Origin of the sequence: Paenibacillus phoenicis (assembly GCF_034718895.1) — a bacterium.
Taxonomy (GTDB): domain Bacteria; phylum Bacillota; class Bacilli; order Paenibacillales; family Paenibacillaceae; genus Fontibacillus; species Fontibacillus phoenicis.
In genome coordinates this window covers 3,496,201-3,521,858 of the sequence record NZ_JAYERP010000001.1, presented here as the reverse complement: position 1 = coordinate 3,521,858, position 25,658 = coordinate 3,496,201, and the positions used below count along the sequence as shown (strand labels likewise).

Below are 25,658 nucleotides of genomic sequence, written 5' to 3'. Positions count from 1 at the left end.
GGTGATGAAATAGATGATTAGTTATGTTGAAGCGATGGTTGTGAAATGATCGTCTCCTGCCGGTCTTTTCTTTCCAGAGCACGGCTCCAGCCCGTGAGAAGTACGGCAGCTGCGACCATCAGTGCGCCAATCCACGAGGTATGGATCAGACCCAACGAATCGGTGATGACCCCGCCCAGGTAAGACCCCAGGGCAATCCCGGCGTTAAAGGCCGCGATGTTGATCGCGGAGGCCACGTCGACGGCGGACGGGACAAACCGCTCTGCCAGCATCACGACGTAAACCTGCAGCCCCGGAACGTTCATGAAGGCCAGCAGTCCCATGAGGAAAATGGTCACCAAGCCGGCGACTTTGAACGGAGCCGTGAACAGCAAGGCCAGCAGGATCAGCGCCTGTACGATAAACATATAGAACAAGGCCCGAATTGGCTGACGATTGGACAACTTGCCGCCCACCATGTTGCCGATGGCAATCGCGATGCCGTAGACCAGCAAGATGACGGCGACCGCGCTTTCCTTGAAGCCTGTAATTTCAAGAAGGATCGGCGATAAGTAGGTATAAACGACAAAGGTGCCTCCATACCCGAGGGCCGTGATCAGGAACAATAGCAGCAGCCGTCCGTTCGTCACCAGCTTCACCTGGTCACGGAACGCGGTTCGCCCCCCTTTCCGCAAGCCGGATGGCACCAGCAGGCTGTTGGAGATAAAGCCAATGAGCCCCACGACGACGATCAGGATAAAGGCGGCGCGCCAGCCGAGCTGTTGACCGATGAAGGTGCCAAGCGGCACGCCGGTGACCGTCGCAACGGTCAAGCCGGTGAACATGATGGAAATCGCGCTGGCCCGGCGGTGTTCCGGCACTAAGTCAGCGGCAATCGTTGAACCGATCGACATAAACACGCCGTGTGAAAAAGCAGAGATCACCCTTGCCGCGAGCAGCATGACAATGCTAGTTGCCGCCGCAGCCAAGGCATTGCCGATCATGAAGACGACCATGATCCACAGCAGCAGTGTTTTGCGCGACATTCGTGCGGTTAGCGACGTGAGTACCGGTGCTCCAAAAGTGACGCCTAACGCATATAAGGAAACCGTCAGCCCTGCGGTGGTCGTAGAAATGTGCAGGTCCTCGGCGATCAAAGGCAGCAGACCGACGCTGATAAATTCGGTTGTCCCGATGGCAAAGGCACTAATGGCCAAGGCGAGCAGCGCCAAGGTGCTTCTTTGATGATTCATGAGTCAATCTACCTCCCAAAAGATAATGGTTTGCAGGTCGCCGCTGATCTGCCGGGGAATGATGCAGAAGCGAGCGACAAATGCTATTATGGGAGATAGGGTAGTTTTTGAGAAGTACGCACTTTGAAGTAATATAGGAACCTAAAAGTAATGTAGGTACTTTTTTGTGCCTATTAAAAAGAAGGAGCAATCTCAATGAAAGAGAAGAAATATAATATCTCCGTAGAAGCGACGCTTGAGGTGATAGGCGGGAAGTGGAAATGCGTGATCCTGTGCCACTTGACGCACGGTCGGAAACGAACCAGTGAATTAAAACGCCTGATGCCCGACATCACTCAGAAAATGTTGACCCAACAGCTTCGCGAACTGGAGGCCGACGGCGTTATTCGCCGGATCGTCTACCAGGAGGTCCCGCCTCGGGTCGAGTATGAGCTAAGCGAATACGGGGAGAGCTTACGGGGAATTTTGGATGCGCTGTGCGCCTGGGGAGAGCAGCATATCCACAAGGTGTATGGCAGCTATGATGTTCTGGAAGAGAACGTGCTGAATGAACATTTGAAATCGTAAGGTCTCTTCGGTTATGCTGTCCATGAAAAGGAGCGATGATCGATGAAACCTATCACGGTATTGATTGCGGACGATGAGCCGGAAATCGCCGACTTGATCGAGCTGCACCTGGCCCGGGAAGGATACCGCTGCATCAAAGCGTCCAACGGGCAGGAGGCGCTGGATGTCATCCAGACGCAATCCGTGGATCTTGCGATCTTGGACATTATGATGCCGAAGATCGATGGGTATGAAGTGACCCGGCAAATCCGGGAGAAGCACCATCTGCCGATCATTTTCTTAAGTGCAAAAGCAACCGATCTGGATAAAATCACCGGCCTGGTACGCGGGGCGGACGATTATATGACGAAGCCGTTTAATCCGATGGAGCTGGTGGCCCGGGTGAACGCCCAACTGCGGCGCTTTATCCAGCTGAACCCGTCGGTTGCCGGTCCCCCGGATGAGCCGGTGCTGGAGGCCGGAGGGCTTGTGATCCATCCCGAGCACCGGACAGTGTTCCTCTACGGCGAACCGGTAGAGCTGACGCCGAAAGAGTTTGATATCTTGGTCCTGCTGGCCAATCATCCGAAGAAGGTGTTCAGTTCGGAGCATATTTTTGAGAAGGTCTGGGGCGAGGCTTATTATGAAGGCGGGAATACGGTCATGGTGCATATCCGAAGCTTGCGCAAGAAGCTGGGGGAAGACCGGCACAAGAACAAGCTGATCAAAACCGTCTGGGGAGTAGGGTACACGTTCAATGGATAATCACACCGACAAACCGAAATTTCGCAGCTTTCGCTTCCAAATGATCCGGTTGTTCGGGCTGAGCATGATATTGTCTGCAGGGACAACCTTTCTGACTTATCTGGCGCTGCGGGAGTATTATCATACGCTGCTGCGTGAAGACCCGTTGTATAACGTCCGCCGGATGATGCGTGAGATCGGTGACATCAACGTGTTTCTAATTATCTTTATCCCGCTCTCGTTCTTATACTTCTATTTGCTGACTCGGCGTTATGTCGCGTATTTCCGGGAAATTTCCCGGGGAATCAATCAACTGGCGGGAGGAGACTTCACCCATCGGGTTCATATTCCTTCCGGCGACGAGTTCGGAGAGATTGCACGGGACATCAATTTGGCCAGCGAGAAGCTGCAGCAAGCCGTGGAACGGGGCGACTTTGCCGAGAACAGCAAGGAGCAACTTGTGCTGAACCTGGCCCATGATCTTCGGACCCCGCTAACTTCTGTGATTGGATATCTGGATTTCATCCTGCAAGGGAAAGACCTCACCGCCGAGCAGATGAAGCATTACACCACGATCGCCTACACCAAATCGCAGCGTCTGGAGAAGCTGATCGACGAGTTGTTCGAAGTTACGCGAATGAATTACGGTAAGCTGAACATCCATCGCCGGCCGCTTGATTTGAGCGAGCTGCTGAGTCAATTAACCGAAGAGATGTACCCCGTGTTTGAAAAAAATGAGCTGACCGTTCGCCTAAAAACCGAACCGCAGCTGATGATCTCCGGCGATGGCGATCTGCTTGCCCGCGTCTTTGAGAACTTGCTGTCCAATGCCGTTCGTTACGGCAAAGACGGGGAGTACGTTGACGTCCATGGGAAGATGGACGGGGAAGAGGTTGTCGTGCGCGTGACCAACTACGGGGACTCCATTCCGCCGGACGAGCTGCCGCATGTGTTTGATATGTTCTTCACCGGCGATCGTGCGCGTACGTATCAGGAAGGCAGCACCGGTCTTGGCCTGTTTATCGCCAAAAATATCGTGGAGCAGCACGAAGGCACCATCTCGGTGCAAAGCGATCTGATTCGGACCGAGTTTGAAGTGAGGTTGCCAAAGCTTAGAAACTTATGAGTTGAAATCCTGTCTCGTTGTGAGGCGGGATTTTTTGTCGTTAGGGCCTCCGTAGGGCACCTATGCCAGCCGCCTTCCCTTGATGATTATCCCGTTGCCTCAGAAAGTGCGCATCTCATTACCAGTCACCAGGTAACCTTATCTTGCCCTCCCTTGATCTCCTCATTTTTCCGCTGAACGAAAGGGATAATCATGCAAAGAGGCGCGAGAAGGACCCCTTGGGGAGACGACACACAGTATACGAAAAATAATTTCCTTGATCACGGAGCTCCGTCGCGGAACGTTGACCTTGGCGGTGCTAAGCCAGTTGCGAACGCCGCAATACGGGTATTCGCTCGTTCAACGGCTGGATCAATCCGGGATCACCATTGATCAAAGCACATTGTATCCGCTGCTGCGCCGGCTGGAGAAGCAGGAACTTACTCACCGGCTGCCGGAACGGAGCCGGGAGGACATCGCGCTGGAGCTGCGCTCCACGATTGAGGATATGCTGGCGGAGGAACCCAGCGAAGCCGAAGTGAAGGAGGCGCTGACTCAATTGGGCGATCCGGCCGTGTTGGCCGCTCAGTATCGGGACCAACCAACGTTTTTGATCGGGCCTCGCTTCTATGAAACTTATGTTCAGGTCTTGAAAATGATTGTCCCGATCGTGGTCGTAATTACCCTCCTTTCGCTGATTGCCAACCAAATCATTACGTATTCTGGTGAAGTCGTTCCGGCGGAGGCCGCGGCGGTCCTGCTCAGCAAAGCTATCGGGACGGTGTTTAGCACGGGGGTGCAGACCGTATTTTGGATTATCCTGGCGTTTGTCATTCTGGAACGGACGGGAACCGGCAATGAACTGCCGCTGAACGGCAAGTTCAAAGCTTGGACGCCGGATGATTTGAAGGATACCCGATATGTCTCTGCGAAGAAAGTGATCAAGAAAAGCGAGGTATTCGCCAGCCTCATGTGGAGGGCGATATGGGGAAGCGTCTATTTTAACGCAGATCGGTTGATTGGCGTATATGAGAAAGGCCGAAACGGCATAGAAATGACGACTCCGATCTTTAATCAGGAGGTACTGCTTTCGTATTGGCCGTTTATCGCGGTGGTTCTTGCGCTGGATGTTGCTCTGGCGATCTACAAATGGATCGTTGCCCAATGGAACGTGAAGATCGCGTTCCTGAACGTGGCCAACCACGTCCTTTCGTTGGTGGTGTTCGGCACCATCATCGGAAATGCAGAGCTGCTGTCCCCCGGTTTTATCGCGAAGTTGGAGGATATTTTCGGATTGGGAGTTTCCGGCTTCAACTCCGGATGGATCATGTGGGTGGTGTTGTTTGCTTACATGTTGTTCGCAGCCTTGGACAGTTACTAAGGGTTCCAGAAAGCTAACCTTTCCAAACCGGCAAAATAAACAATCGTCAAAAAATCCCCACTCTCTTGGTGAAAGAGGGTGGGGATTTTCGTTTAGAAGCTCACTTAGGCGGTCGTTTTCCGGGACCGGTACAGCAGCAAGCCCGTCAGAATCGCGAAATACAGGAATAGGGCGCCAAAGGTGTACAGGTACATCACCGGTTGATTTTGCAGATACCCGACGATGGGGATGTTCAAAATCAGCAACAGTGGAAATCCGAACATAATTGCGGACGCGCTGCCCATGACCAAGTTGTCCGTCGTATTCGACTGAAATTTCGAATCGACGGCTTTGACGAGCGCAAGCCCGGTAGAAATCGTTCCGGTCAGCATCCCGTAAAAACCGAGAACGTTTGGCAATTTGTCCTCCGGCAACACCCGCGGCACTAACCAAACTATAAACCATACCGTTACTAACCCGCCGACTGTCGTTAGGATGAGTACCGGCGTCAAGTATTGCTTCAACGCGTAGATCGAGATCGCAGCGATCGAGGCGGCGATCATGTAATCGAAGGAAAATCCGGAGATCCGCTGCAACAGGTAGTTGTTCGGGGAATGCTCCAACTGGAAGCCCGCTTGCTTCCAACGGTTGAGGATCCACCGGAACAACATGGCGTACAGGCTGCCGATGAGGAAGTGGAAGCCAATCAGCAGTTGGGCCAATGTTTCCCCATAGGTCCCGAGTGGAGTCAGCACCGCCTCCAGTCCACGTAACGTCAAGTAAGTGACCAGGTAAATAAAGCCGATCAGCGCGATTTGGTAGGTCAGCTTGTCGATCGCGTCACTGAGCGGAATTTCGCCTTCTTCTGATTTTTCCGTGACCTCGGTGCGTTCTTTGAGTGGGCGGGATGCCGCCTGTTTAAATTTCGGATGGCGGATCAGGAAGTTCATCAGAATGATTCCGGGAATCACGGCCCAGATGAAGCCGAACCCGGCAATGGTTAGGCCGAGGTTCCCGCCGCCTTCAAGCCCCAAAGCCTCCCAACGGCTGCCGATCGAATAGGCTTGTCCCGGACCTTGTCCATACCCGAGAGGGAGCAGCAAGCCGATGCCTGGGAACATGTCGGGATAGAAAAGCTCCGTCAGGATCAGGAGCAGACCAAATCCCACCAGCCCTTGGATAAGGTACGTCGAGACGATGAGCATCCCAGATTTCATGACCGCCGGGCTGTTGGACACCTCCCGTTCTTTGAGGGAGAGGGCAATGAATCCGATCGCCATCAGATGGTAGACCAGTTGCCCCAGACGATCGAGGTTGAAATTCAGCCACCCGAGCAGCTCCGGACCCACGATCAATCCGAGGATGCCGGCGACCATGGAGGTGGGGACGATGATTTTGCGCAACAGTGGAATGCGCGCCTTGAGGACGGCCGATACGACCATCAGCAGCGAAAGCAGCGTAAAGTCGATCACGAAAGACCATGAATTATCCAAAGGGAGAACCTCCTATTTTCTACCGGAGTGCACGCTGTTCCAGCGCGGTCATAAATTTGAGCCATTTGTAAGCCGAGGTTCGCGGTTGGTAAAACAGGAACCGATACAGCTTATCGCCGACATAAAATTCAAACTTGTGGTGAAGCTGTACGTTGATCCCCTCCAACTCGGTAAATGGGAAGGAATACGGCTGTCCGTTATCCCCTTGAAACGTAAGGGAATCTTCGTGATCAGCGTTCCAGCGCAGTTGTCCCGTTCCCAGCGATTGAAAGGGCTGCTCTCCTTCCGACACATACATATGCACGGGATCCTGCATGACGGATTCCCAGGAGGTGAGCTGTTCCGGTTCTTGTATTACTTGATTCAGCCGTTCCAGCTGCCAGCGATTCCAGTCCCGCGTAGTCGAGAAGCGCAGCGGATGGGTAAACTGCGCGAATTTGCCCTGCGGCGTGTAGCGAACGGTATAGCCGCAGGCCGTGCAGCCGAACAAGTCTTGTTCGGAGCGGAGGCGGCCTGGTACTTCGCAGTGCGGGCAGATAAACAGCAGGCGCTCCAGGTAATGCGCCGGGGCTTTACCGTAATAGGCAGCCCCGGTTTGGGATTGCCACTCTGCATCGTCATGCGCCAACGCCTCCGTCAGCAGGTGATGGATCTCATCTGGGGTATGGTTGGCGAATGCGCCAGCGTCCCATTTTTTCTCGAAGGAGAGGTGAATGGGTCCCCTGCGATGGTTCTCCGCCCAACGGGGAGAGGACAGATGAGCGCCGGAAATGGTGGCGATGACCACCGGAACATCCAGCAACTTCACCAGCTTGGCCGTGGAATAGAACAACGGCTCGGTCGTCCCGTCCCAGTTCCGGTTCCCTTCCGGGAAGAGACCGATGACGCGTCCGCTCTGCTTGGCTTTGATCATGCTGCGGATCGTCCGCGTATCGTTTTTATTTTTCATTTTGGGGATTGCCCCGGTGTAATTCAGCAGCTTGGCCAGCAACGTGTTCCGGAACAGGGAAGCTCCGGTCACGAAGCTGATCGGCTCGTCCACGTAACAGTTGATATAGAACGGGTCCCAGTTGGTTACATGGTTCGCCAAAATCAGATACGGCGGCTTCAAGCCCACGGTATCGTTGCGCTCCACCTTGATCTGGGAACGGCTTTGGAGGAATGCGCGTAGGGCCGACAACACGAGCCGCTGCGCGATTTTTCCCGGTTTTTTCTCAATGCTCACAGAGTCACATCCTGAAGGATTAATTTCAAAAAACACATTAATATTGTTATATCATATTTTGGATAAATTCGTTGGCGGGAACTTGTTGGTGTAGAAAAAAAGAACGGCCAGGGGGCCGTTCTTGGGGTGGGGCTTTGAAAGATTAGCCTTCAAGAGGCTCGGAATCAATAAATTCGACGGGGAGACGCCGCTCCTCACCCACTGGAAGGCATAATCGGCAATCTCAAATTTTCCGTCTCCTTTTCCGTTAATGATCCCCTTGTTGACCAGCTCCATAATGGCATCTTTCGCATAGGAACCGTCAATGTCCGACATTTGAGTTGCTGCATGCAATCAAATTTTGAACTATTGATTTGGGAACATAATAAAGCCCTTGCTGCCAAAGACAGAAGGGCCAAAAGGGAAGTATAGCAGGATGAGGTATCCACTTACGCGGCGTCACCGGAAATCCGGCGGAATGCGCCGGGACACACCGGTGGCAATGGCCGCGTTGATGACGGCTTTGCGCACGAGCGGGACGACCTGATCATTAAAAATACTCGGGATGATATACTGCTCGTTCCGCTCCTCGTCAGTAACGGCGGAGGCGATAGCTTGTGCTGCGGCCAGCTTCATCGCTTCGTTGACCACGCGGGCCCGACAATCGAGCGCGCCGCGGAAGACGCCGGGGAACACAAGCACGTTGTTGATCTGGTTCGGATAGTCGCTTCGGCCGGTCGCGAAGACAGCTGCGTGAGCCAGCCCTACCTCCGGATCAACCTCCGGGTGCGGGTTGGCGAGGGCAAACACGATCGGCTGCTCGTTCATCGTCCGCAAATGTTCACCGGTCAGCAGATTCCCCGCAGAGACGCCGATGAACACGTCAGCACCAGGCAGGACATCTTGCAGCGAGCCGGGCTGACTTTCCACCTGCGGCTGCTCCGCGAGCCACTGCCACATCGGGTGGCTGTACGTTCCACCGCGGACAATCGCTCCCTCCTTGTCCACCGGCACAAGCTTAGTTACGCCTGCGGACAGCAGCATTTTGCAAATGGAGACACCCGCTGCCCCAACACCGCTTACCACGACCCGCACCTCGGACATCGATTTGCCGACGACCTTCAGCGCGTTAATTAACCCGGCGATCACGACCACCGCTGTTCCGTGCTGATCGTCATGGAAGACCGGGATGTCCAGTTCCTCCGCCAGCCGCTGCTCAATTTCGAAGCACCGGGGGGAGCTGATGTCCTCCAGATTGATGCCGCCAAAAATCGGACTGATCGCTTTAACGGTACGAATGATTTCTTCCGTATCGCTCGTATCCAGGCAGAGCGGAAAAGCATCAACCCCGGCCAGCTGCTTAAACAGCATCGCCTTGCCTTCCATCACCGGCGCCGCGGCGTACGGACCGATATTGCCAAGCCCCAACACGGCGGTTCCGTCCGTGATGACCGCCACAGTGTTGCGTTTAATCGTCAGCGAAAACGCCTTGTTTCGACTTTCGTGGATCGCCGTGCAGATTTTGGCGACCCCTGGCGTATACACCTGCGACAGATCGTCGCGGTTGCGAATTGGCATCGTTGGCTCGATGGCGATTTTACCGCCGAGATGCATGAGAAACGTGCGATCGGAGACGTTGATCAGCCGGACACCATGCAGCTTGCGAAGCGCCTTGACGAACGCCGTTTCGTCTTGGTCGCCCGTATCGACGGTAATGTCGCGTACCGAAGATCCTTTAGCCGAGGAGATCACGTCGATCGACGTAATGTCGCCTCCGGCACCGCTCACCGCAGCAGCGACATCGCCGAAGCTGGCCTTCTTATGGTCGAGCTCCAATCGGATAATAATTAACGTACGTGCCATAACTTAAATCCACCCCCGCCATTTTACCGCCTCGGTCATTCGCTTCAGCCCCACGATATATGCGGCAAGACGCATGTTCACCCGGCGTGTCACCGAAGTCTGATAAACCTTGTGAAAAGCGTCCACCAACAGCTGCTCCAGCTTCGCGTTCACTTCCTCCAGCGGCCAGTAGTAACCCTGATTGTTTTGCACCCACTCAAAATAGGATACGACCACGCCGCCCGCACTCGCTAGGACATCCGGCACAATCAGAACCCCGCGCTTGGACAAAATTTCCGTTGCTGCATACGTCGTTGGACCGTTGGCCGCTTCGACGATCAGCTTAGCTTGGATGTGCGGCGCGTTTTCCTCGGTGAGTTGGTTTTCGATCGCAGCCGGCACGAGGATATCGCATTCCTTCACAAGCAGTTCCTGATTTGTGATCCGGTTGGAGTAGAGGTGGGTCACCGCGCCAAAAGAATCCCGCCGATCCAACAGCTCGAGGATATCGAGCCCGTTTGGATCGTACAGCGCGCCGCGCGCATCCGCAATGCCAACGATGATGGCCCCGGCGTCATGCAGAAACTTCGCCAGGTAGCTGCCGGCATTGCCAAAGCCTTGGATGATGACCCGCGAGCCTTCCACCGCCATGCCGGCCATCTTTGCGGCCTCCTTCAGCACGATCGTGACGCCAAGGGCTGTCGACGATTCCCGTCCGTAGGAGCCGCCGAGCACCAGCGGTTTGCCGGTGATGAAGCTGGGCGAATCGAATTCGCGGATCCGGCTGTACTCGTCCATCATCCAGGCCATCACCTGCGAATTGGTGTACACGTCAGGCGCCGGGATATCCTTGGTCGGCCCAACCAATTGGCTGATCGCCCGGACGTACCCGCGGCTTAAGGCTTCCAGCTCGCGCATCGACATCGTCCGCGGGTCGCAGGCGATTCCGCCTTTACCGCCGCCGTAGGGCAGCGACACGATGCCGCATTTGATGCTCATCCACATCGACAAGGCCTTCACTTCCTCCGCCGTCACGTCGGGGTGGAACCGCACGCCGCCTTTGGTCGGCCCGACCGCGTCATTGTGCTGAGCGCGGTAACCGGTAAAGACCTGGACCGAGCCGTCGTCCATCTTCACCGGAATCCGTACGGTCAGCATCCGCAGCGGCTCCTTGAGCAGGTCAAACATCGCCGGCGGCTCGTTCATCGTCTGGAGCGCCATGCGAATGACCTGTTGGGTGCTGGTCAAAACGTCCATATTTTCCGAAAGTGTTCGTTTCCCGTTCATAATCATGGGTTACCCTTCTTCCGTCCGTATTGGAGAAATATTTGAAGTTTGCTAAGTTCGCCGCCGCAGCTCTAACGCTTGCTTCTGTAGCTCTAACGCTTGCTTCTGTAGCTCTAACGTTGCTGCCGCAGCTCTAACGCTTGCCACAAACCTTATTGCAGCAAAAATCGCCTATTTGCGAATCTAACGCTGATCACGGAGCTTATTTCACCATTTTTCGGGTGAATTGAGGTGTTTTTGTCCAAATAGCGTGGCTCAGCGTCGTTAGAATTTTTGACATGCCGTTTTTGCAACAATAGCGTTCTGTATCAGCGTTAGAGCAGGGAGCACCGGCCTCGCGATCAACGAGCAAATGACCAAACGAGCTAGAGAGCAAGAGACCAAACAACCAAGCGAGCAAGCGAACAAGAGAGCAAAAGAGCATCCAGCAATCGTGCATCGCCTACAGCTTCCGGGAAGTCAGCTTGGCTTGGGTGAACAGCAGCAGGTAGTCATAGCCGCCGGCTTTCGAGTCGGTTCCCGACATATTAAAGCCGCCAAACGGGTGGGCGCCGACCAACGCCCCGGTGCATTTGCGGTTCACGTACAGATTGCCGCAGTGCATTGTTTCCAGCGCTTCGCTGATGCGATCCTCATCCCGGGAAAAGAACGACCCCGTCAGCCCAAACTCAGTATCGTTGTACAACGCGATCGCTTCGCGCCAATCCTTCGCTTTGCCGATCGCCAGCACCGGCCCGAAAATCTCCTCCTGCATAATCCGCGCCTTCCCATCAACGCCGGCGAACACGGTGGGTTCGATATAATAGCCGTTGCCTTCGGCTTGCTGTCCGCCGGTAAGGAGCTGCCCTTCCTGTTTGCCGACCTCAATGTAATCGAGGATTTTGCGGAAAGAAGCCTCGTCGATCACCGGTCCAACCGCTTTATTGTGCTCGGGGAGGCCAATCTCCAGCTGCTTCGTCAAAGACACGACTTTCTCCACCACTTCGTCGTAGACGGACTCTACGATGAAAGCGCGGGATCCGGCGGAGCATTTTTGTCCCTGGAACCCAAAAGCTGAGGTCACGATGGCCTGAGCAGCCGCATCCAGATCTGCAGTTTCATCAACGACGATGCCGTCCTTGCCGCCCATTTCGGCGACCAGCCGCTTGATCCAGATCTGCCCGGGTGCCGTATCGGCTGCCAACTTGCTGATGCGCAGTCCGACCTCCTTCGAGCCGGTGAAGCTGATGAACCGGGTTTTCGGGTGCGTGGTCAGATAATCGCCAACCTCAGAGCCGCTGCCGGGGATGAAGTTCAGCACTCCGGCCGGCAAGTCAACCTCCTCCATCAGCGCAGCGAACTTGTAGGCGATGACCGGGGTGTTGGAGGCGGGCTTGAGCAGCACGGTGTTGCCAGCCACAATCGCCGCCGAGGTCATGCCCACGCAGATCGCCAGCGGGAAATTCCATGGCGGAATGATGACACCAACGCCGAGCGGGATGTAGGTCAGCCGGTTTTGCTCCCCCGGGACTGGCGTCAGCGGCATCGTTTCGTTGATCTCGCTCAGGCGGATCATTTCCCGTGCGTAAAAATTCAGAAAATCGATCGCCTCCGCCGTATCGGCGTCCGCTTCAGCGTAGTTCTTGCCGGCTTCGAGCACCATCAGGGCGGAGAACTCATGCTTCCGTTCGGTCATGAGCTTGGCGGCTTTCAGCAGGTACTGTGCGCGTTCGCGGGGCGGCACCTTTTTCCACGATTCAAACGCCGTAAGTGCAGCCTGCATCGCTTTCTCGGCCAGCTCCTGATCGGCTTTGCTGACCCAACCCATCGTTTCATCGAGATTGCCGGGGTTGATTGAACGGATTTTGGCCTCCGTAAAAATCTTCTCACCGCCGATCTGCAGCGGAATCTCCCGTCCCAGCTCCGATTTCACTTGGGAAATCGCGGCTTCCATGGCCTGGCGGGCCGATTCCTGACTAAAGTCGGTAAACGGTTCGTTGCGGAAAGCTTCCAGTTTTGCGGTTGTGCTCATAGGGGCGCGCTCCTTACGAATAAGATTTTGGATATTTACTTAAATAAGTTCTTTAAGACAAACCATACATTGGCGGGACGCTCCGCGAGGCGGCGCATAAAGTAGCCAAACCAATCGCTGCCAAACGGGACGTACACCCGAACCTTGTAACCTTCGCGAACGAGCGCAAGCTGTAAATCTTCGCGAATGCCATATAACATTTGAAATTCGTAGCGGTCCGGCGGAATGGCTAAATCTTGAATTGTTTTCTTAGCGTAGTCGATAATCTGGGAGTCATGGGTTGCTATGGCGGCATAACCGCCGTTCATCAGGTGGGTAGAGATGAGGCGTTTGAAATTTTCGTCGACGTCCGGCTTGGCCGGGTATGCGACTTTCGGCGATTCCTTGTAAGCTCCCTTCACGAGGCGAAGGTTCGGCTTAAGGGGCTTCAGATCCTCGACGTCTTCCAGGGAGCGATAAAGGTAAGCTTGGATGACGATGCCAACGTTGTCGATTTGTTCGCGCAGTTGCTTGTAGATCGAGATGGTTTTTTCACAGTGGGCAAAATCCTCCATGTCGATGCGCACAAACAGTCCGTACATTCGGGCCCGGTTCAGGATCGTGGTCAGGTTACGTAAGCAGATTTCGTCGCTAATCCCAAGCCCCAGCGAAGTGAGCTTCAGCGAGAGATTGGCTTCGACTCCGGCTTCGTTGATGGCGTCCAGCGTCTTGAGGCACATCCGCATGGATAGTTCTGCTTCGGCTTCCGTGGACACGAACTCGCCGAGATGATCGAGGGTGGCTACCCGACCAGTCGCATTTAATGCGCGTACAGCTTCAATTGCACCATCAATGGTTTCTCCGGCCACAAACCGACCGGCACCAAAGCGCAGTCCGTATCGGCGGGCCATACGTCCCACGGATTGGCTTTTGGCGAAGGATTGAAACAGGGTGCGGAGTAACGCGTCCATAGGCATCCATCCTTTTCCATTTCTCATTGTACACAAAATATACAATATTTTAGATTTTTGAACAATATAAGTTGAAAAAATAAACAAAAAAATTTTAAATTAAAGAAAAAATGTTCAATATTGAACAGTTCCAGGCTGAGTGAAGGTGCAATCTTTATGACGGGAATATTGAACCTCGCCTGCTTTCGTGTTAGATTTACAAGTAAAATTTCATTACGCGTGAGGTAATTATGTTTAATCATGAACGGATATCCTTCCGGCAGGACTTGACCCGTTTCAAACCGGAAGAAAATACAAGTGCATTACTTGCAGCGTTACAGGGCGGTCAGGCGGCGGCAGTCGAGCTGGACGGAGCGTTGTATCTGTTGACGCCGGATGATGCCGGGCGGCTTGAAGCTTTTGGCGAAGGGAGTATCGGCAAAGGACTGCGGCTTGACGGGATGAAGTTTGTCGTTTCGGTTGTGTTCAAGGAGTCGGAGCTGGCGCTTCCGATCAGCGAACTGGCATCCCGATGGTCCGGCGCAGATACGAGCGGGCGGCCGGCGTTGGTGGTCAATGATGGACAGGAGCCCGTTGGGTATCTTCCGATGATCGACCTGCTTAAAATAGCGGCGGACCGGCAGCAGCGGGCGGAGGCGTATTTTGACGCCCTGCTGGAGACGGTCAGTGATGCGGTAACGGTCGTGGACCGCAACGGTACGGTGATCGGCTGGAACACGGTGGCGGAAGAAGTGTACGGGATCGCCAAAGCGGACATCGTTGGCCGCACGATCGGTGAGCATTTTGATCCCGACGCATTGGTTGTGCTGGGGATTCTGGATGAAGGCCGGCGGCTGCGCGGGGCCTACCATCGTCCGCGGGAAGGCACGCATGTGCTGATCAATGCGTCGCCGATCGTGGAGCCGGGCGGGGGGATTATCGGCGGCGTGGCGACCGAGCAGGATATTACGCATCTCGTGAAGCTGAACGACGAATTGACGGTAGCGACGTCCCGTCTGTTGACCCAGCGGATCGGCGACGAGGATCCGTTTGGCTTAATCAGCGGGCGTGGCGAAAGCATGGGCAAAGTGATCAAACTGGCCAAAAAGCTGGCCGAAACCGACTCCACCGTGCTCCTGATCGGGGAGACTGGAGCGGGCAAGGAGCAGCTGGCCAGGGTGATCCATCGCGCCGGCGCGCGGCCGGAGGGGCCGTTCCTGTCGCTGAGCTGCGGGGCCGTCCCGGCGGGATTGGCCGAAGCGGAGCTGTTTGGCTATCAAGGCGGCGCCTTCTCGGGACAGCCGTCGGGTCAGGCTGGTCGGCTGGAGGCGGCGGACGGCGGCTCGATTTTTTTGAATGAGATTGAGTGTTTACCTTTAGACGTACAGGAGAAGTTAGCTCATTACATCAAGCACCGGACGATCACGCGGATTGGGGCCGCGGAAGCCGTGCCGGTATCAGTGCGAATCTTCGCCGGCACCAGCCAGGATCTGGGCCAGCTCGTGCGGGAGGGCAAATTCCGTGCGGATTTGTATTACGCGCTGAACGTGGTGTCGCTGAAGGTGCCGCCGCTGCGTGAGCGTCGGGAGGACCTGGGGCCGTTGGTGCAAATGTATTTGCGCGTGTATTCGTTGCAGTATCAGAAGCCGCTGCCGGCCGTTTCGCCGGAGGTGATGCTGGCGTTTGCGAATTACGACTGGCCGGGAAACGTAAGCGAGCTGCGGGCGGTGATCGAGCGCTGTGTGATTTTAAGCGAGAACGAGCAAATCACGCTGGAGCACTTGCCGGAGGTGTTGCAGCAGCGGCAAGCTCAGCTGGAGTTCGCAGCGGCGGACTCTGCGGTGGGCATGCCGGTTGGCAGCGGAGCCGTTGCCGGTTCCGACTTCGGGCGGGGAACGAAGCTGTCCTCTGTGGAACAGGCGGATCGTCTTGACAAGATGCTGCGTCCGCGCATCACCCCCGAAGAGGAAATGGAGCTTATGAAGGAAGCGCTGGAGCGAACGGCGGGGAATAAGAGCAATGCAGCCAAGCTGCTGGGTATTTCCCGTGGGACGCTATATAAAAAGATTCGAGATTATAATTTGGTATAGCCATTTTTTCAGAACAGGCGGGGCCTTTGTGATAGAACACAAAGGCCCCGCTGCTTTGAGTAATCTATAGAGTGTATTCCTCATAAAAGGCAATTTTTGGCCTTAGTAAACATTCCCTCAATATTATATACATGGTACTATTACCTTGGAATATTATACTAAATGGGGGATTCTATCAATGAAAAAGAAAGTGTTACTCAGTTCTTTTTTACTATTATTTGTTTTGTCTAGCACTGTAGCTAATGCACATCCAGGTCGAACGGATGCTAATGGCGGTCATACGTGTCGGACAAATTGCGCAAAATGGGGATTAACAACGGGCGAATATCATTACCATAATGGGGGAAGCTCTTCTTCTAGTTCTAGTAAGAAATCCTCTTCTTCCTCCTCATCCTCTAAAAGTTCTACCAAACACTCTTCCAAAGGTTCCTCTGCCCCCAAATCGACAGAGCCAACCTATAAGAAATCTAAACTGACTGTATTTATTAATGGGGAGAAAGCAAATTTTAATAGTGATTTAATCATTTATCAAAATACAAACATGGTTCCTCTGCGTGAAATTTCTGATCTACTAGGTGCAACCTTTAATTATGATGCCAAAAGTGGTGTCATTACTGTAAGTAAAAATTCTAATAAGGTCACATTTACAATAGGAAGCAAAAAAGTGTATTACAATGGGGAAGCTGAAACGATTAATGTGGCTCCAATGATTGTCAAAGGAGTCACTTATGTACCGTTGCAAAGCCTTGTTAAAGGTCTTGAAGCGAGCTTAAAGGCGGATAATTCTAATAAACTTAGTATCACAATTAAGTAACATGTAAAGTAGCCATGAATCGGTTGCTCTATACCTCGACATGGGCCGAACCCTTGCTTGGGCTCCTGCATAGCATATAGCACACTTGCAGGAAGAGGGGCGTGACTCCATGATAGGGATAGAGTTGTCGGCGATTCACTATGTGTATCTGGCGTTTATCGTCTTCATCATGGCGTTGTTGATCAAGCGGCGCGATACGACGATGATTTGTGTGGCGGGGATTTTTACGTTGGGTCTGCTTGCGACACAAACGCTCAGCGGCTCGGTTTCGGGCATCTTTAATTCGTTTATTTATGCGACCAAGGAGCTAATGGGGACGATCATGATCATCTCGATCATCGTGGCAATGAGTCGGGTGCTGATCCGCACGGGCATCAATGAAACGATGGTGTCCCCTTTGACGCGGTTTATTCGCACGCCATCGATGGCGTATTGGGGCATCGGGATTATCATGCTGGTGACTTCGCTGTTTTTCTGGCCCTCGCCTGCGGTTGCGTTGATCGGCGCCGTTTTGCTGCCCGTAGCGATTCGCGTTGGGCTGCCGGCGTTGGGGGCGGCGATGGCGATGAATTTGTTTGGGCATGGCATCGCCTTGTCCGGCGACTATATCATCCAGGGAGCGCCGAAGCTGACGGCGGACGCCGCGGGCCTGCCCGTCTCCAGCGTGATGTCGGCCAGCGTGCCGCTGGTTCTCGTCATGGGCCTGGTGAGCACGGTGACCGCTTTTTGGATGATGCGCCGTGATCAGCGGAACGGCACGTGGCGCGACGGCCTGGTGGCCGGAAAAGGCACAGGTGGTGTGCTTAGCGAGGATCGTCCGACGAGCAAAGAGGATCGCGCAGCCATTTCCCCTCAAGCGAAAAAATGGCTGGCCCTCCTGATCCCGCTGCTGTTCGCCGCGGACGTCGTTGCCATGTTCCTGCTGAAATTGCAAGGCGGCGATGCGACGGCGCTGGTTGGCGGCACGGCGGTGCTGATCCTGATCGGCGTGACGCTGCTGGCACACCGGAACCGGGGCCTGGAGAAGGTCACTTCGTATTTGATCGAAGGGTTGACCTTCGGCTTTAAGGTGTTTGGCCCCGTGATCCCGATCGCCGCGTTCTTTTATCTTGGCGACGCGGCGTTTCAGGAGCTGTTCGGGCAGGTGCTGCCCGAAACGTCGCATGGGATCGTGAACGACCTCGGCGTGGCATTGGCCGACGTCGTTCCGCTGAACGGCATCATCGGCGCCGTGACCCTCGCCGTTACCGGAGCGATCACCGGCCTGGACGGCTCCGGCTTCTCGGGCATATCGCTGGCCGGCTCGATCGCCCAGCTGTTTGGCACCGCCATCGGCTCCGGCACGGCCGTGTTGACGGCGCTGGGGCAGGTCGCCGCCATTTGGGTCGGCGGCGGCACGCTGATCCCGTGGGCGCTCATCCCGGCCGCCGCTATCTGCGGCGTGAGTCCGTTCGAGCTGGCCCGCCGCAACCTCAAGCCGGTGCTCATCGGCCTCGCCGTGACCACCGTGGTGGCGATGTTCCTGGTGTAACACCAGGGAGAGTATTTGGTTTGTGCTCGGTGAAGGAGGCGGGGGCCGCCTCCTTTGCTTTTTTGGCGGGGATAGTCCTTCTCCAACCTGTGCCGACACCCGCCCAAATCTGTGCCGACATCCCGTAAACTAATTTAGCTCCAAAACCTACCGTTAATTTCGTAAGTTTGAGCTCTCCGCACAAATTACATGTAAAACCTACCGTTATTTTCGGCATATTTGCCCCATATCGCGGTTTTTGGCTAAATTAACAGTAGGATTTACCGCTAATTGTGACAAAACCCCGCGATCCGCCTAAATTAACAGTAGCTTTTACCGTTAATTCATTTAGCCCCATCCCCCCGTCCACTTTATCCCGCCACATTACCTCCTAATCACTCACTAATCACTCACTAATCACTCACTAATAACTTTCTAGCCCCCCTCACTGCCCCTCATTCCGGTCATCCCACCGTTCCACTACAGCACCCTCCATCACAAATAGTTCACCACCCCACGCACCAGCTCATATTTGACGATGCGTTTCCCCTTTCCGCGGTAAACCGGTCTCATCCATCCTTTAGCAGTAACTTTCTGCAGCATTTGGACCGCCGTTTTATGGTTTAACTCGAAATGACGTTCGACATCCACCGGACGAATCGGTCGTGCGAGCTGCACGGCAAGCCGGATGAGCTCCTTTTCCGCCAGCAAACCGCGCGTCACGGGGATATGTTCCGGGTGGTATCGGCTGAGCACCATGCGCAGCAGGTTGATGCAGAGCTCCGGGCGTTGCTCAACGTCGTCGTACGCGAAGGAGATCACCTGGTAGCCCATGGCGTGCAAGAACGTTTCGCGGTTAAGTTCGTGGCAGTATTTTTGCCGGTCCATGTCGCGGACGTGTGTAGCGTAGCCCTTAATCTCAAATAGCAGCTTTAACTCTCCGTTCCCCGGCAACCAGGCGAAGTCGGCAAAGTACGATCGCCCCCGCCAATCGCTGACCTCGTATTCCGGATGAAGGTCTTCAAAGTTGCTGCGCAGCGGCCACCATACATTCCGCAGGAACAATGCTTCCGCATGGGCATGTCCACGTTCGAGCCTGCCTCGGCGTTCCCCGGATCTCCGGGCCAAATGATACTCCAGAAATGCCGTGTACTTTTCCTCAAAACTCATAGAACTCATCAGCCAATCGCCTCCTCCAATAAAAAACGCCCCGCATTAGCCCTTGCAGTTTGATCCTTAATCGCCAGGCGCGCCATCAACCTAAAGGTCATGGTGCCAGCCCTTGAATTTGGTTCAAACTTGAGCTATACGGGACGTGCTTCGTCTTAGCTTCAGTATAGTGCCGGCAGATGGTTCCGTCCAGCGTGGGAGTACGTTAGGGATATGACCCACAGATTAATGGTGCTCGCGCCCACCCATTTTAACATTGCATTTCTCCAGTAACGGACGTAAGCTAACGGAAGGGTTTTCCAACTGAGAATTTCAACTGTTGCTTAGCGGGTTGTTTACGGTCACCTGGCGCCGAACCTTAGAGCTGAACAAGTCCACTCCCTGGTTCATTCCCACCTTCTCCCTGCATAAAGGATGAAACGAAGCGGGAATGTGCGCGTAACAATATTTAGTGTGTATAACGAAAGGGTGAACTGCATTGGAGAACGGCATGAGTGTGAAGTTGTACGAAAAATTGCCGGACGGCGAGCTGCGGGAGCTGGAAGAGCGCGTCTGGAACGCTAATATGGTCGCTGCGTTGGAGCATGTCAACTATTTGGTCGTCGGCAACCGGGAGTTTGAAACGGTGGAAGGTCGGCTGAATGTCGACGAGGGCAAGCTGGAGCTGCTGCTCGTTCCGGTTGTGCACGAATAAGCTGAGTTTTTTTCGTAGGAGGGAATGGGTCTTGGCAAAAGAAGAGGAAGCCACACGAACGGAAATCACTGCCGCACAAGAGACAACGGCGAAGGAGCCGTTCGCATCCAAATTTCTGACCCCGGAAGGGAAGCCGATCCGCGTCTTGTCCACCTCGCTTGGCATCGCGCTGTTGGCGAACGCGTTTCTGATTCCGGGGGCCGGGGCTACGGCTGCGGGGAGCGATACGTCGGCCGACGAACCGAAGCTCGTTGCCTGGTCGACGGAGGAAGTAAAGCAATATTTCGACAAAAATGTAGACTGGAACATCCCGCTTCCGGCGGAGGAAGATGAAGAGGCATCTGGGGAGACCTCGGGGGGCGGCAGCGCGGACGGCGCAAACGCCTCAAACGGCTCCGGAGGCACCACCGTCATCAATCATTACGGCGGGGGATTCGGTTGGGACGATATGCTGCTGTATCACCTGCTGTTTAACAGCGGGTCCAGCTATTCGTCCAGCCGCTGGTATGACAACCACCGCGGTTATTATGCCGGAACGTCGACGCCGTACAAGCCGAGAACGTACTCCAGCGAGACGTTCCAAAATAAACAGATGGCTGGCTCCGTCGTTCGTCCGAAGACTTCGACCTCGTCGACCGGCTCCATCGTCCGGCGCTCGACCTCCTCGAAGGCGGGCGGCATCGGCGGGAAATCCAGCTCGCTGGGCTCGTCGTCGAGTTCCTCGACCGGCTCTTCCAAGAGTTCGATTTCCGGTTCGAGATCCAGCGGTACCAGCAAGGGGTTCTTCGGCGGATGACGGACGGGAACAACATTTTCGAAGTCGTGGGCCGGCCGCATCCTGACCGGAGCGAGCGGGTGGCGAAGCTGGCCGAGCTGGGGTTTACCTGGGCGGATCTCGAGGAAGAGGAGTATTGGATCGATCAGCTGGTGTTGATGCCAAAGGAGACCTATGCGGAGCTCGAGCAGGCCGCCGCTGCGCTGTGGCGCATTCTCGACAAAGCCGCACGCTACGTCCATCGCCGGCCGGATCTGTATGAGCTGATCGGGATTCCGCCGATTCTGTGGACGATGCTTGATGAGCTGCCGATCCCGGAGCCGGGATTGATTAGCCGTTACGCGCGGTTTGATTTTGCCGTGGCCAACGACGGCACGATCAAGCTGCTGGAACTGAACGCGGATACGCCGACCGGTTACGTCGAAGCCTCGATCGCCACCCCGTGGCTGATGGAGCAGGCAGGATACGACTCGCCAAATGCGCGGATGAAAGACCTGGTCGCGGAAGCCTGGGCCATCGAGCGGCCGGATACCGTGGCTTGCGTCGATTACGGCTGGCATCTGGAGGATTCCGGAACGATTGAAGCGTTGGGACGGCACAGCGGACTGGATTTGCACTATGAGGATTGCCTGGAGCTGTGGATTGACGAAGGCACCCTGAAAAATAAGGACGGTCGTACCATTGAGCGCATGTTCGCGTTGTACCCGAAAGAATGGATGGCGGTGGACGATGCCGGCGAGGCGCTCAGCTACGCGATTGAAACCGGTCGCCTGACCATCTTCAACGGGCCGCACAGCATTTTGCTGCAATCCAAAGGCTTGCTTGCCGCCGTCTGGGGGCTTTACGAGCTGGGCTTGCTGTTTGATGCGGAGGAACGCCAGGCGATAGCGAAGTACATGCTGCCGACCTACAACAAGCCAGTCTTCGCCGGCGGCTTCGTATCCAAGTCGATGTTTGGGCGTGAAGGCGGTTCTGTCCGCTTGTTTGATGAGGAGGGCCGGCTGGAGATGGAGGATCAGGAGGGCTTTGACAGCAGCGTCTTGTTCCCTACGGTGTATCAAAAAAGAGCCGAGCTGGCGCGAATCGATACCGTCTTCGGCGAGCGCCATTTGCTGACCGGTCTGTTCGTCCTGAACGGGACGCCTTGCGGCTTGTTGGGTCGGGCCGGCGGACCGATTACGGGCAATACCAGTCATTTTATCGCGTTAGGAGTGAAATAGATGCATAGTTCGAAGCAGCCTTGGGCGCGGCGTTTCCTCGTTACGTTGATGCTGGTGTTGTCGGTGGGCTTACTTGGAGCCTGCGGGGATACGACCAGCGTCTTCTCTACCGAGAGCGGCTCGGAGTCGGAATTAACGACCGCTCGCGTACCTTGGGATTATAAAATCGTGGAAGCGACGGTCGGCGATCTGGTGGGCAGTGATATGACGATTTTGCCCGATAACGATCTGCTGCCGAATGACAACAATTACGCCACTGGGGATAAAATTTGGATCCTGCAGTTTATGGACGCCGAGTTGACCACGGACGCAAACCAGAAAAACGAAGTGCGCTTATCCTCCTGGACGACGCTGAAGTCTTATCCGGATCAGGCGTCTGCCGAGAAAGACCTGACCGAGCTGAAGGTATCGGTTACGACCGACGTCGACCTAGTTGGCGTGTACAAAACGGAATATCAAGGCAAAACACGGTGCTTCGCCGTGTTGGAGCTGCCAACCGGGAACCGGATCAAGCAGCCGATCGACGAAGAGCGGTATGCGGCATTAGAGAACGCGAAGACGGTGTCGGTTGTGCTGGAGGAAGTGCATGATTTTGCCGATTATGATTTGGCGTTTGCGAAATTTCGGGGGTGGGCGAATTGACGATCGTTATCAATATTGTGGTTAGTGTCGTCGTGATGATTTTGCTGCAATTGCTGGGGATGGTGGTCTTCAATTGGATGACCCCGTACCGTGACATGGAGGAGTTGAAAAAAGGCAATGTCGCCGTAGCCCTGGCGCTGGGCGGCAAATTCCTGGGCACGGCGATCATTTTGGGGGTGTCCGCCTTTACGAACACTTCCATACTACATATGGTCCTGTGGTTTGCCGTAGGTTATGTGTGCCTTGTGGCGTCGTACTGGATTTTTGAACTGGTAACCCCAGGATTTAAGATTTCCGATCAGCTGAAGCAGGGGAACGTTGCGGTAGGCACCTTGCTGTGCTTGGTGTTTATCGGCATGGCGTTTGCCGTGAGCAGCCTAATTATCTGAAGCAGGGGACAAAGTCCCGTCCGTGATCCAGCCGATCAGATAGTTGCCGATGACATTGCCCACCACCATCAGTGTAACGATGAAGGTAATGGTTGAATCGCTGGAAGAGCGATACTTCTTGGCGATCAACGCCATGACGGTCGGATAGATCGGGGCGATACCGATGCCGGCCGCTGCGAACAGGAAAGCTCCGGGTTCGCCAGCCCAGATGGCAACAAAATCAAGGAGAGCGTAAACCCGATCTTATCGGTAACCGGTCCCACCGCCAGCCGCGCGAACGTAAAGCAAAGGAAAAAAGCGGACAGCATCCCGGATGCGATTGTGGTGTTCCAGTGATATGCTCTTTCCAAAAAATTAACCAGCCAGCCGCCTACCGCCAGCTCCGACACTACGCCAAACGAAAGCACCAGCACGATCAACCAGATCGCCGGATCGTGCATCAGCTGTGTGAACGGAACCCGCTCGCCGCCCTGTTCTTCTTCGCCGGGGAACCGGCTTAGCAGCGTTGGGATCATCGGGATCACCGAGAGGGACAGCATGATTAAGTACATGCCGCTCCAATCAAGTGTATGCCCGCCAATCGAGACGGTCATCAGCCCCGAGGCGATCAACGGTGCTACCGTTGAACTCAGCCCGTAGAAGAAGTGGGCGAGGTTCATCATCGTACCGGTGTTGCCGACAAAAATGCGGGCGGCCAAGATAGCGAGCGCGATCTCGAGCATCCCGTTGCCGATGTACATCAGGAAATAGGAGCCCGATAACGCCGGGAAGCTGCGTGATGCAAAGATGAGGATCCCAGCCGCGGCCATGGAACCAAAGGCGAGCATCGTCACCGTTTTGGCGCCCCATTTGCGTGTTAAATAAGCCGTGAAGGAGCAAGCCAGCAGATACCCCAGCGAGTTGAGCGACAAGAGCGTGCCAATCTGCATCTCGTCGAGGCCGAAGTCGGTTTGGATGCGCGGGATCGCGGGTCCTTTAATATTTTCCGAGAAGCCAAAGATCAAGAAACCGATAAAGACCGTTAACAGTTGGAATACATAATTTCGTTTGGAAGAAGCGGCGCGGGGGTTGGCGTCGGCGGAAGCGGCCGGTGTTTTCTCCGCATCGAGCTGTGTTTGCGCTTTCAAGGGGAAGCCCTTCTGATGTCAGGCAAATCGTAACACACTTTTGGGCTTCGATCTATCCCCGGCCCCCAAAACACCCGCCTACCACACGCTTGTTCAGCGGCGTAAACGGGTGCTTTACCATCTTAATGGTTAATATCGCATTTGTTCATGATAAACTTGATTTGGTTTTCGAGCCGGTTGATTTTCTCCTGCGTCTCCTGATCGGCGTGGCCCAAGCCTCGCATCTCGGCAAGTTCTTGCTTCAACCGGTGCAGGTCCTCGCCTGCGTTGGCGCAGTTATAGTCACTCTCGAGATTTTCGAGCATGCTGATCTCCTCCATTGGTTACTCCGTGATTCTTTCCTATTATGGAGGGTTTAGGTTGGGCTTATTCAGATTGTTCGGGTTGAACGGAGCCGCCGCCAATTTTGCGGAGAAACTCGTTGATGTGTCGGTGCATGGAAATGACGTCCTCCACCTCGGCATGGGTGCCTTCAAACAGCCGCATCGGTACGGTGCAGGCTTTGTCCTTCAAGGCTTTGCCCTCATCGGTTAACGCGATGATGACGTTGCGTTCGTCGGATTTGTCGCGCGTCCGGGTGACCAGGTTCATGTGCTCCAGCTTTTTGAGCAGCGGAGTTAAGGTGCCCGAGTCAAGGTATAGCATCGAACCCAGCTCCTTCACCGTGATCCCGTCCCGCTCCCACAACGCGAGCAACGTAATGTATTGCGTATAGGTCAAGCCGAGTTCCGACAGCAAAGGCCGGTACAGCTTCATAATCTCCCGGGAGCAAGTATAAAAAGCAAAGCAAAGCTGATTCTCCAGCTTCAACATTTCGTCTGTATTCATCCATATCCACCTGCCATTTAATTGCATACAATGTAATTGCTGTTGAGCCATTATAGCATTGCTTCTTCTTTTACGTAAAGAGAAGAGGTCGAAATTGACACGCGCATATAGATTGTATACAATTAAATTACACTTAATTAAATTGGTGATGGAGGTGTCATGGATGTCATTATTCGATATTGAAGTCAAAACAATTCAAGGCCAAGTGCAAACGCTGGAGCCTTATCGCGGCCAAGTGATGCTGATTGTGAATACGGCGACCAAATGCGGGTTTGCTCCGCAATTTAAAGGGCTGCAGAAGCTGCACGATACGTACAAGGACCAAGGCTTCACGGTGTTAGGTTTTCCTTCAAGCCAGTTCGCCAACCAGGAGCTCGGGACAGATGAAGAGGTGGCACAGGCTTGCGAGCTGAATTTCGGCGTGTCGTTCCCGTTATTTTCGAAAATCGATGTGAATGGAAAGAACGCTCATCCGCTGTTCAAGCATTTGACCAAGGAAGCCCCGGGCTTGCTGGGCTCTAAGTCGATCAAATGGAACTTTACGAAGTTCCTTGTGGATCGGGACGGCAAGGTTGTTAAGCGTTTCGCACCAACAGATGAACCTGAGAGCATCGAAGGGCAGATTCGCGAGCTGCTTGGGGTTTAA

The 25,658-nt window shown here is 54.6% G+C and carries 24 protein-coding genes and 2 pseudogenes; 14 read left to right on the top strand and 12 right to left on the bottom strand.

The window, feature by feature from the left end:
• Positions 1-17: 17 nt before the first annotated feature.
• Complete coding sequence (locus tag U9M73_RS16705; RefSeq protein ID WP_323078142.1) at positions 18-1,232, bottom strand: MFS transporter; 1,215 nt, start codon at positions 1,230-1,232, stop codon at positions 18-20.
• Positions 1,233-1,427: 195 nt separating this feature from the next.
• Here U9M73_RS16705 and U9M73_RS16700 point away from each other — a divergent pair, with 195 nt between their 5' ends.
• The 5 genes and pseudogenes from U9M73_RS16700 (at position 1,428) to U9M73_RS16685 (ending at position 5,008) form a co-directional block, all read left to right on the top strand.
• Positions 1,428-1,799, top strand: a complete 372-nt coding sequence (locus tag U9M73_RS16700) for a winged helix-turn-helix transcriptional regulator (RefSeq protein ID WP_009223526.1) — start codon at positions 1,428-1,430, stop codon at positions 1,797-1,799.
• 42 nt (positions 1,800-1,841) lie between these two features.
• Positions 1,842-2,543 carry a response regulator transcription factor gene (locus tag U9M73_RS16695; protein ID WP_260070156.1) on the top strand — a complete coding sequence of 234 codons (702 nt, stop codon included), beginning with the start codon at positions 1,842-1,844 and terminating at the stop codon, positions 2,541-2,543.
• Entirely contained in the window at positions 2,536-3,648 is a 1,113-nt protein-coding gene (locus U9M73_RS16690; protein WP_323078139.1) for a sensor histidine kinase, read from the top strand. The genes U9M73_RS16695 and U9M73_RS16690 overlap by 8 nt, the downstream gene beginning before the upstream one ends.
• A gap of 238 nt (positions 3,649-3,886) precedes the next feature.
• Positions 3,887-4,069: pseudogene (locus U9M73_RS22230) on the top strand (PadR family transcriptional regulator); the annotation flags it as partial.
• On the top strand, positions 4,043-5,008 hold the full coding sequence (locus U9M73_RS16685; protein ID WP_407673985.1) for an HAAS signaling domain-containing protein: 966 nt from the start codon (positions 4,043-4,045) through the stop codon (positions 5,006-5,008). The pseudogene U9M73_RS22230 and the gene U9M73_RS16685, both read left to right, overlap by 27 nt.
• A 104-nt stretch (positions 5,009-5,112) precedes the next feature.
• Here U9M73_RS16685 and U9M73_RS16680 read toward each other — a convergent pair whose 3' ends face one another.
• From U9M73_RS16680 to U9M73_RS16650, 7 genes are all read right to left on the bottom strand, one after another.
• The gene (locus tag U9M73_RS16680) at positions 5,113-6,480 is read right to left on the bottom strand and encodes a sodium/glutamate symporter family protein (protein ID WP_323078135.1); all 1,368 of its coding nucleotides are present in this window, start codon (positions 6,478-6,480) and stop codon (positions 5,113-5,115) included.
• Positions 6,481-6,499: 19 nt separating this feature from the next.
• Positions 6,500-7,705, bottom strand: coding sequence for a lysophospholipid acyltransferase family protein (locus U9M73_RS16675; RefSeq protein ID WP_323078133.1), 1,206 nt, complete (start codon positions 7,703-7,705; stop codon positions 6,500-6,502).
• 51 nt (positions 7,706-7,756) lie between these two features.
• On the bottom strand, positions 7,757-8,020 hold the full coding sequence (locus tag U9M73_RS16670) for an S-layer homology domain-containing protein (protein ID WP_323078131.1): 264 nt from the start codon (positions 8,018-8,020) through the stop codon (positions 7,757-7,759).
• Between the two features lie 123 nt (positions 8,021-8,143).
• Positions 8,144-9,547, bottom strand: coding sequence for an NAD-dependent malic enzyme (locus tag U9M73_RS16665; protein ID WP_323078129.1), 1,404 nt, complete (start codon positions 9,545-9,547; stop codon positions 8,144-8,146).
• Between the two features lie 3 nt (positions 9,548-9,550).
• Entirely contained in the window at positions 9,551-10,819 is a 1,269-nt protein-coding gene (locus U9M73_RS16660; protein WP_323078128.1) for a Glu/Leu/Phe/Val family dehydrogenase, read from the bottom strand.
• 436 nt (positions 10,820-11,255) lie between these two features.
• Complete coding sequence (gene pruA, locus U9M73_RS16655; protein WP_009223533.1) at positions 11,256-12,824, bottom strand: L-glutamate gamma-semialdehyde dehydrogenase; 1,569 nt, start codon at positions 12,822-12,824, stop codon at positions 11,256-11,258.
• A 35-nt stretch (positions 12,825-12,859) separates the two neighbouring features.
• Complete coding sequence (locus U9M73_RS16650) at positions 12,860-13,774, bottom strand: proline dehydrogenase family protein (RefSeq protein ID WP_323078127.1); 915 nt, start codon at positions 13,772-13,774, stop codon at positions 12,860-12,862.
• A gap of 230 nt (positions 13,775-14,004) precedes the next feature.
• Here U9M73_RS16650 and U9M73_RS16645 point away from each other — a divergent pair, with 230 nt between their 5' ends.
• The 3 genes from U9M73_RS16645 to U9M73_RS16635 all read left to right on the top strand — a co-directional run bounded on the left by U9M73_RS16645 (position 14,005) and on the right by U9M73_RS16635 (position 18,188).
• The gene (locus U9M73_RS16645; protein ID WP_009223536.1) at positions 14,005-15,843 is read left to right on the top strand and encodes a sigma-54 interaction domain-containing protein; all 1,839 of its coding nucleotides are present in this window, start codon (positions 14,005-14,007) and stop codon (positions 15,841-15,843) included.
• A 178-nt stretch (positions 15,844-16,021) separates the two neighbouring features.
• Positions 16,022-16,657: a copper amine oxidase N-terminal domain-containing protein gene (locus U9M73_RS16640; RefSeq protein ID WP_323078126.1), complete on the top strand. Its 636-nt coding sequence runs from the start codon at positions 16,022-16,024 to the stop codon at positions 16,655-16,657.
• Positions 16,658-16,769: 112 nt separating this feature from the next.
• Entirely contained in the window at positions 16,770-18,188 is a 1,419-nt protein-coding gene (locus tag U9M73_RS16635) for a hypothetical protein (RefSeq protein WP_260070203.1), read from the top strand.
• A gap of 474 nt (positions 18,189-18,662) precedes the next feature.
• Here the strand turns inward: U9M73_RS16635 and U9M73_RS16630 are convergent, their stop codons facing one another.
• The gene (locus U9M73_RS16630) at positions 18,663-19,337 is read right to left on the bottom strand and encodes a hypothetical protein (protein ID WP_323079155.1); all 675 of its coding nucleotides are present in this window, start codon (positions 19,335-19,337) and stop codon (positions 18,663-18,665) included.
• Positions 19,338-19,827: 490 nt separating this feature from the next.
• On the opposite strand from U9M73_RS16630, the gene U9M73_RS16625 reads away from it, so the two are divergent.
• Genes U9M73_RS16625 through U9M73_RS16605 form a run of 5 tightly spaced genes read left to right on the top strand, consistent with a single transcriptional unit; the run spans position 19,828 to position 23,057 of the window.
• A complete protein-coding gene (locus tag U9M73_RS16625) occupies positions 19,828-20,031 on the top strand; it encodes a hypothetical protein (RefSeq protein ID WP_036644144.1) in 204 nt (67 codons plus the stop codon).
• A 31-nt stretch (positions 20,032-20,062) separates the two neighbouring features.
• Positions 20,063-20,827 carry a hypothetical protein gene (locus tag U9M73_RS16620; protein WP_323078125.1) on the top strand — a complete coding sequence of 255 codons (765 nt, stop codon included), beginning with the start codon at positions 20,063-20,065 and terminating at the stop codon, positions 20,825-20,827.
• Entirely contained in the window at positions 20,824-22,026 is a 1,203-nt protein-coding gene (locus U9M73_RS16615) for a glutathionylspermidine synthase family protein (protein ID WP_323078124.1), read from the top strand. Before U9M73_RS16620 ends, U9M73_RS16615 begins: the two co-directional genes overlap by 4 nt.
• Positions 22,027-22,668: a signal peptide protein gene (locus U9M73_RS16610; protein ID WP_323078123.1), complete on the top strand. Its 642-nt coding sequence runs from the start codon at positions 22,027-22,029 to the stop codon at positions 22,666-22,668.
• Positions 22,665-23,057, top strand: coding sequence for a DUF350 domain-containing protein (locus tag U9M73_RS16605; RefSeq protein WP_036644146.1), 393 nt, complete (start codon positions 22,665-22,667; stop codon positions 23,055-23,057). Before U9M73_RS16610 ends, U9M73_RS16605 begins: the two co-directional genes overlap by 4 nt.
• A gap of 15 nt (positions 23,058-23,072) precedes the next feature.
• Here the strand turns inward: U9M73_RS16605 and U9M73_RS16600 are convergent.
• The 3 genes and pseudogenes from U9M73_RS16600 to U9M73_RS16590 all read right to left on the bottom strand — a co-directional run.
• Positions 23,073-24,085: pseudogene (locus tag U9M73_RS16600) on the bottom strand (MFS transporter); the annotation flags it as partial.
• Positions 24,086-24,306: 221 nt separating this feature from the next.
• Positions 24,307-24,489: a hypothetical protein gene (locus U9M73_RS16595; protein WP_036644291.1), complete on the bottom strand. Its 183-nt coding sequence runs from the start codon at positions 24,487-24,489 to the stop codon at positions 24,307-24,309.
• 61 nt (positions 24,490-24,550) lie between these two features.
• On the bottom strand, positions 24,551-25,012 hold the full coding sequence (locus tag U9M73_RS16590; RefSeq protein ID WP_009223547.1) for a MarR family winged helix-turn-helix transcriptional regulator: 462 nt from the start codon (positions 25,010-25,012) through the stop codon (positions 24,551-24,553).
• A gap of 163 nt (positions 25,013-25,175) precedes the next feature.
• Between U9M73_RS16590 and U9M73_RS16585 the strand changes: the two genes are divergently transcribed.
• Positions 25,176-25,658 carry a glutathione peroxidase gene (locus tag U9M73_RS16585; protein ID WP_009223548.1) on the top strand — a complete coding sequence of 161 codons (483 nt, stop codon included), beginning with the start codon at positions 25,176-25,178 and terminating at the stop codon, positions 25,656-25,658.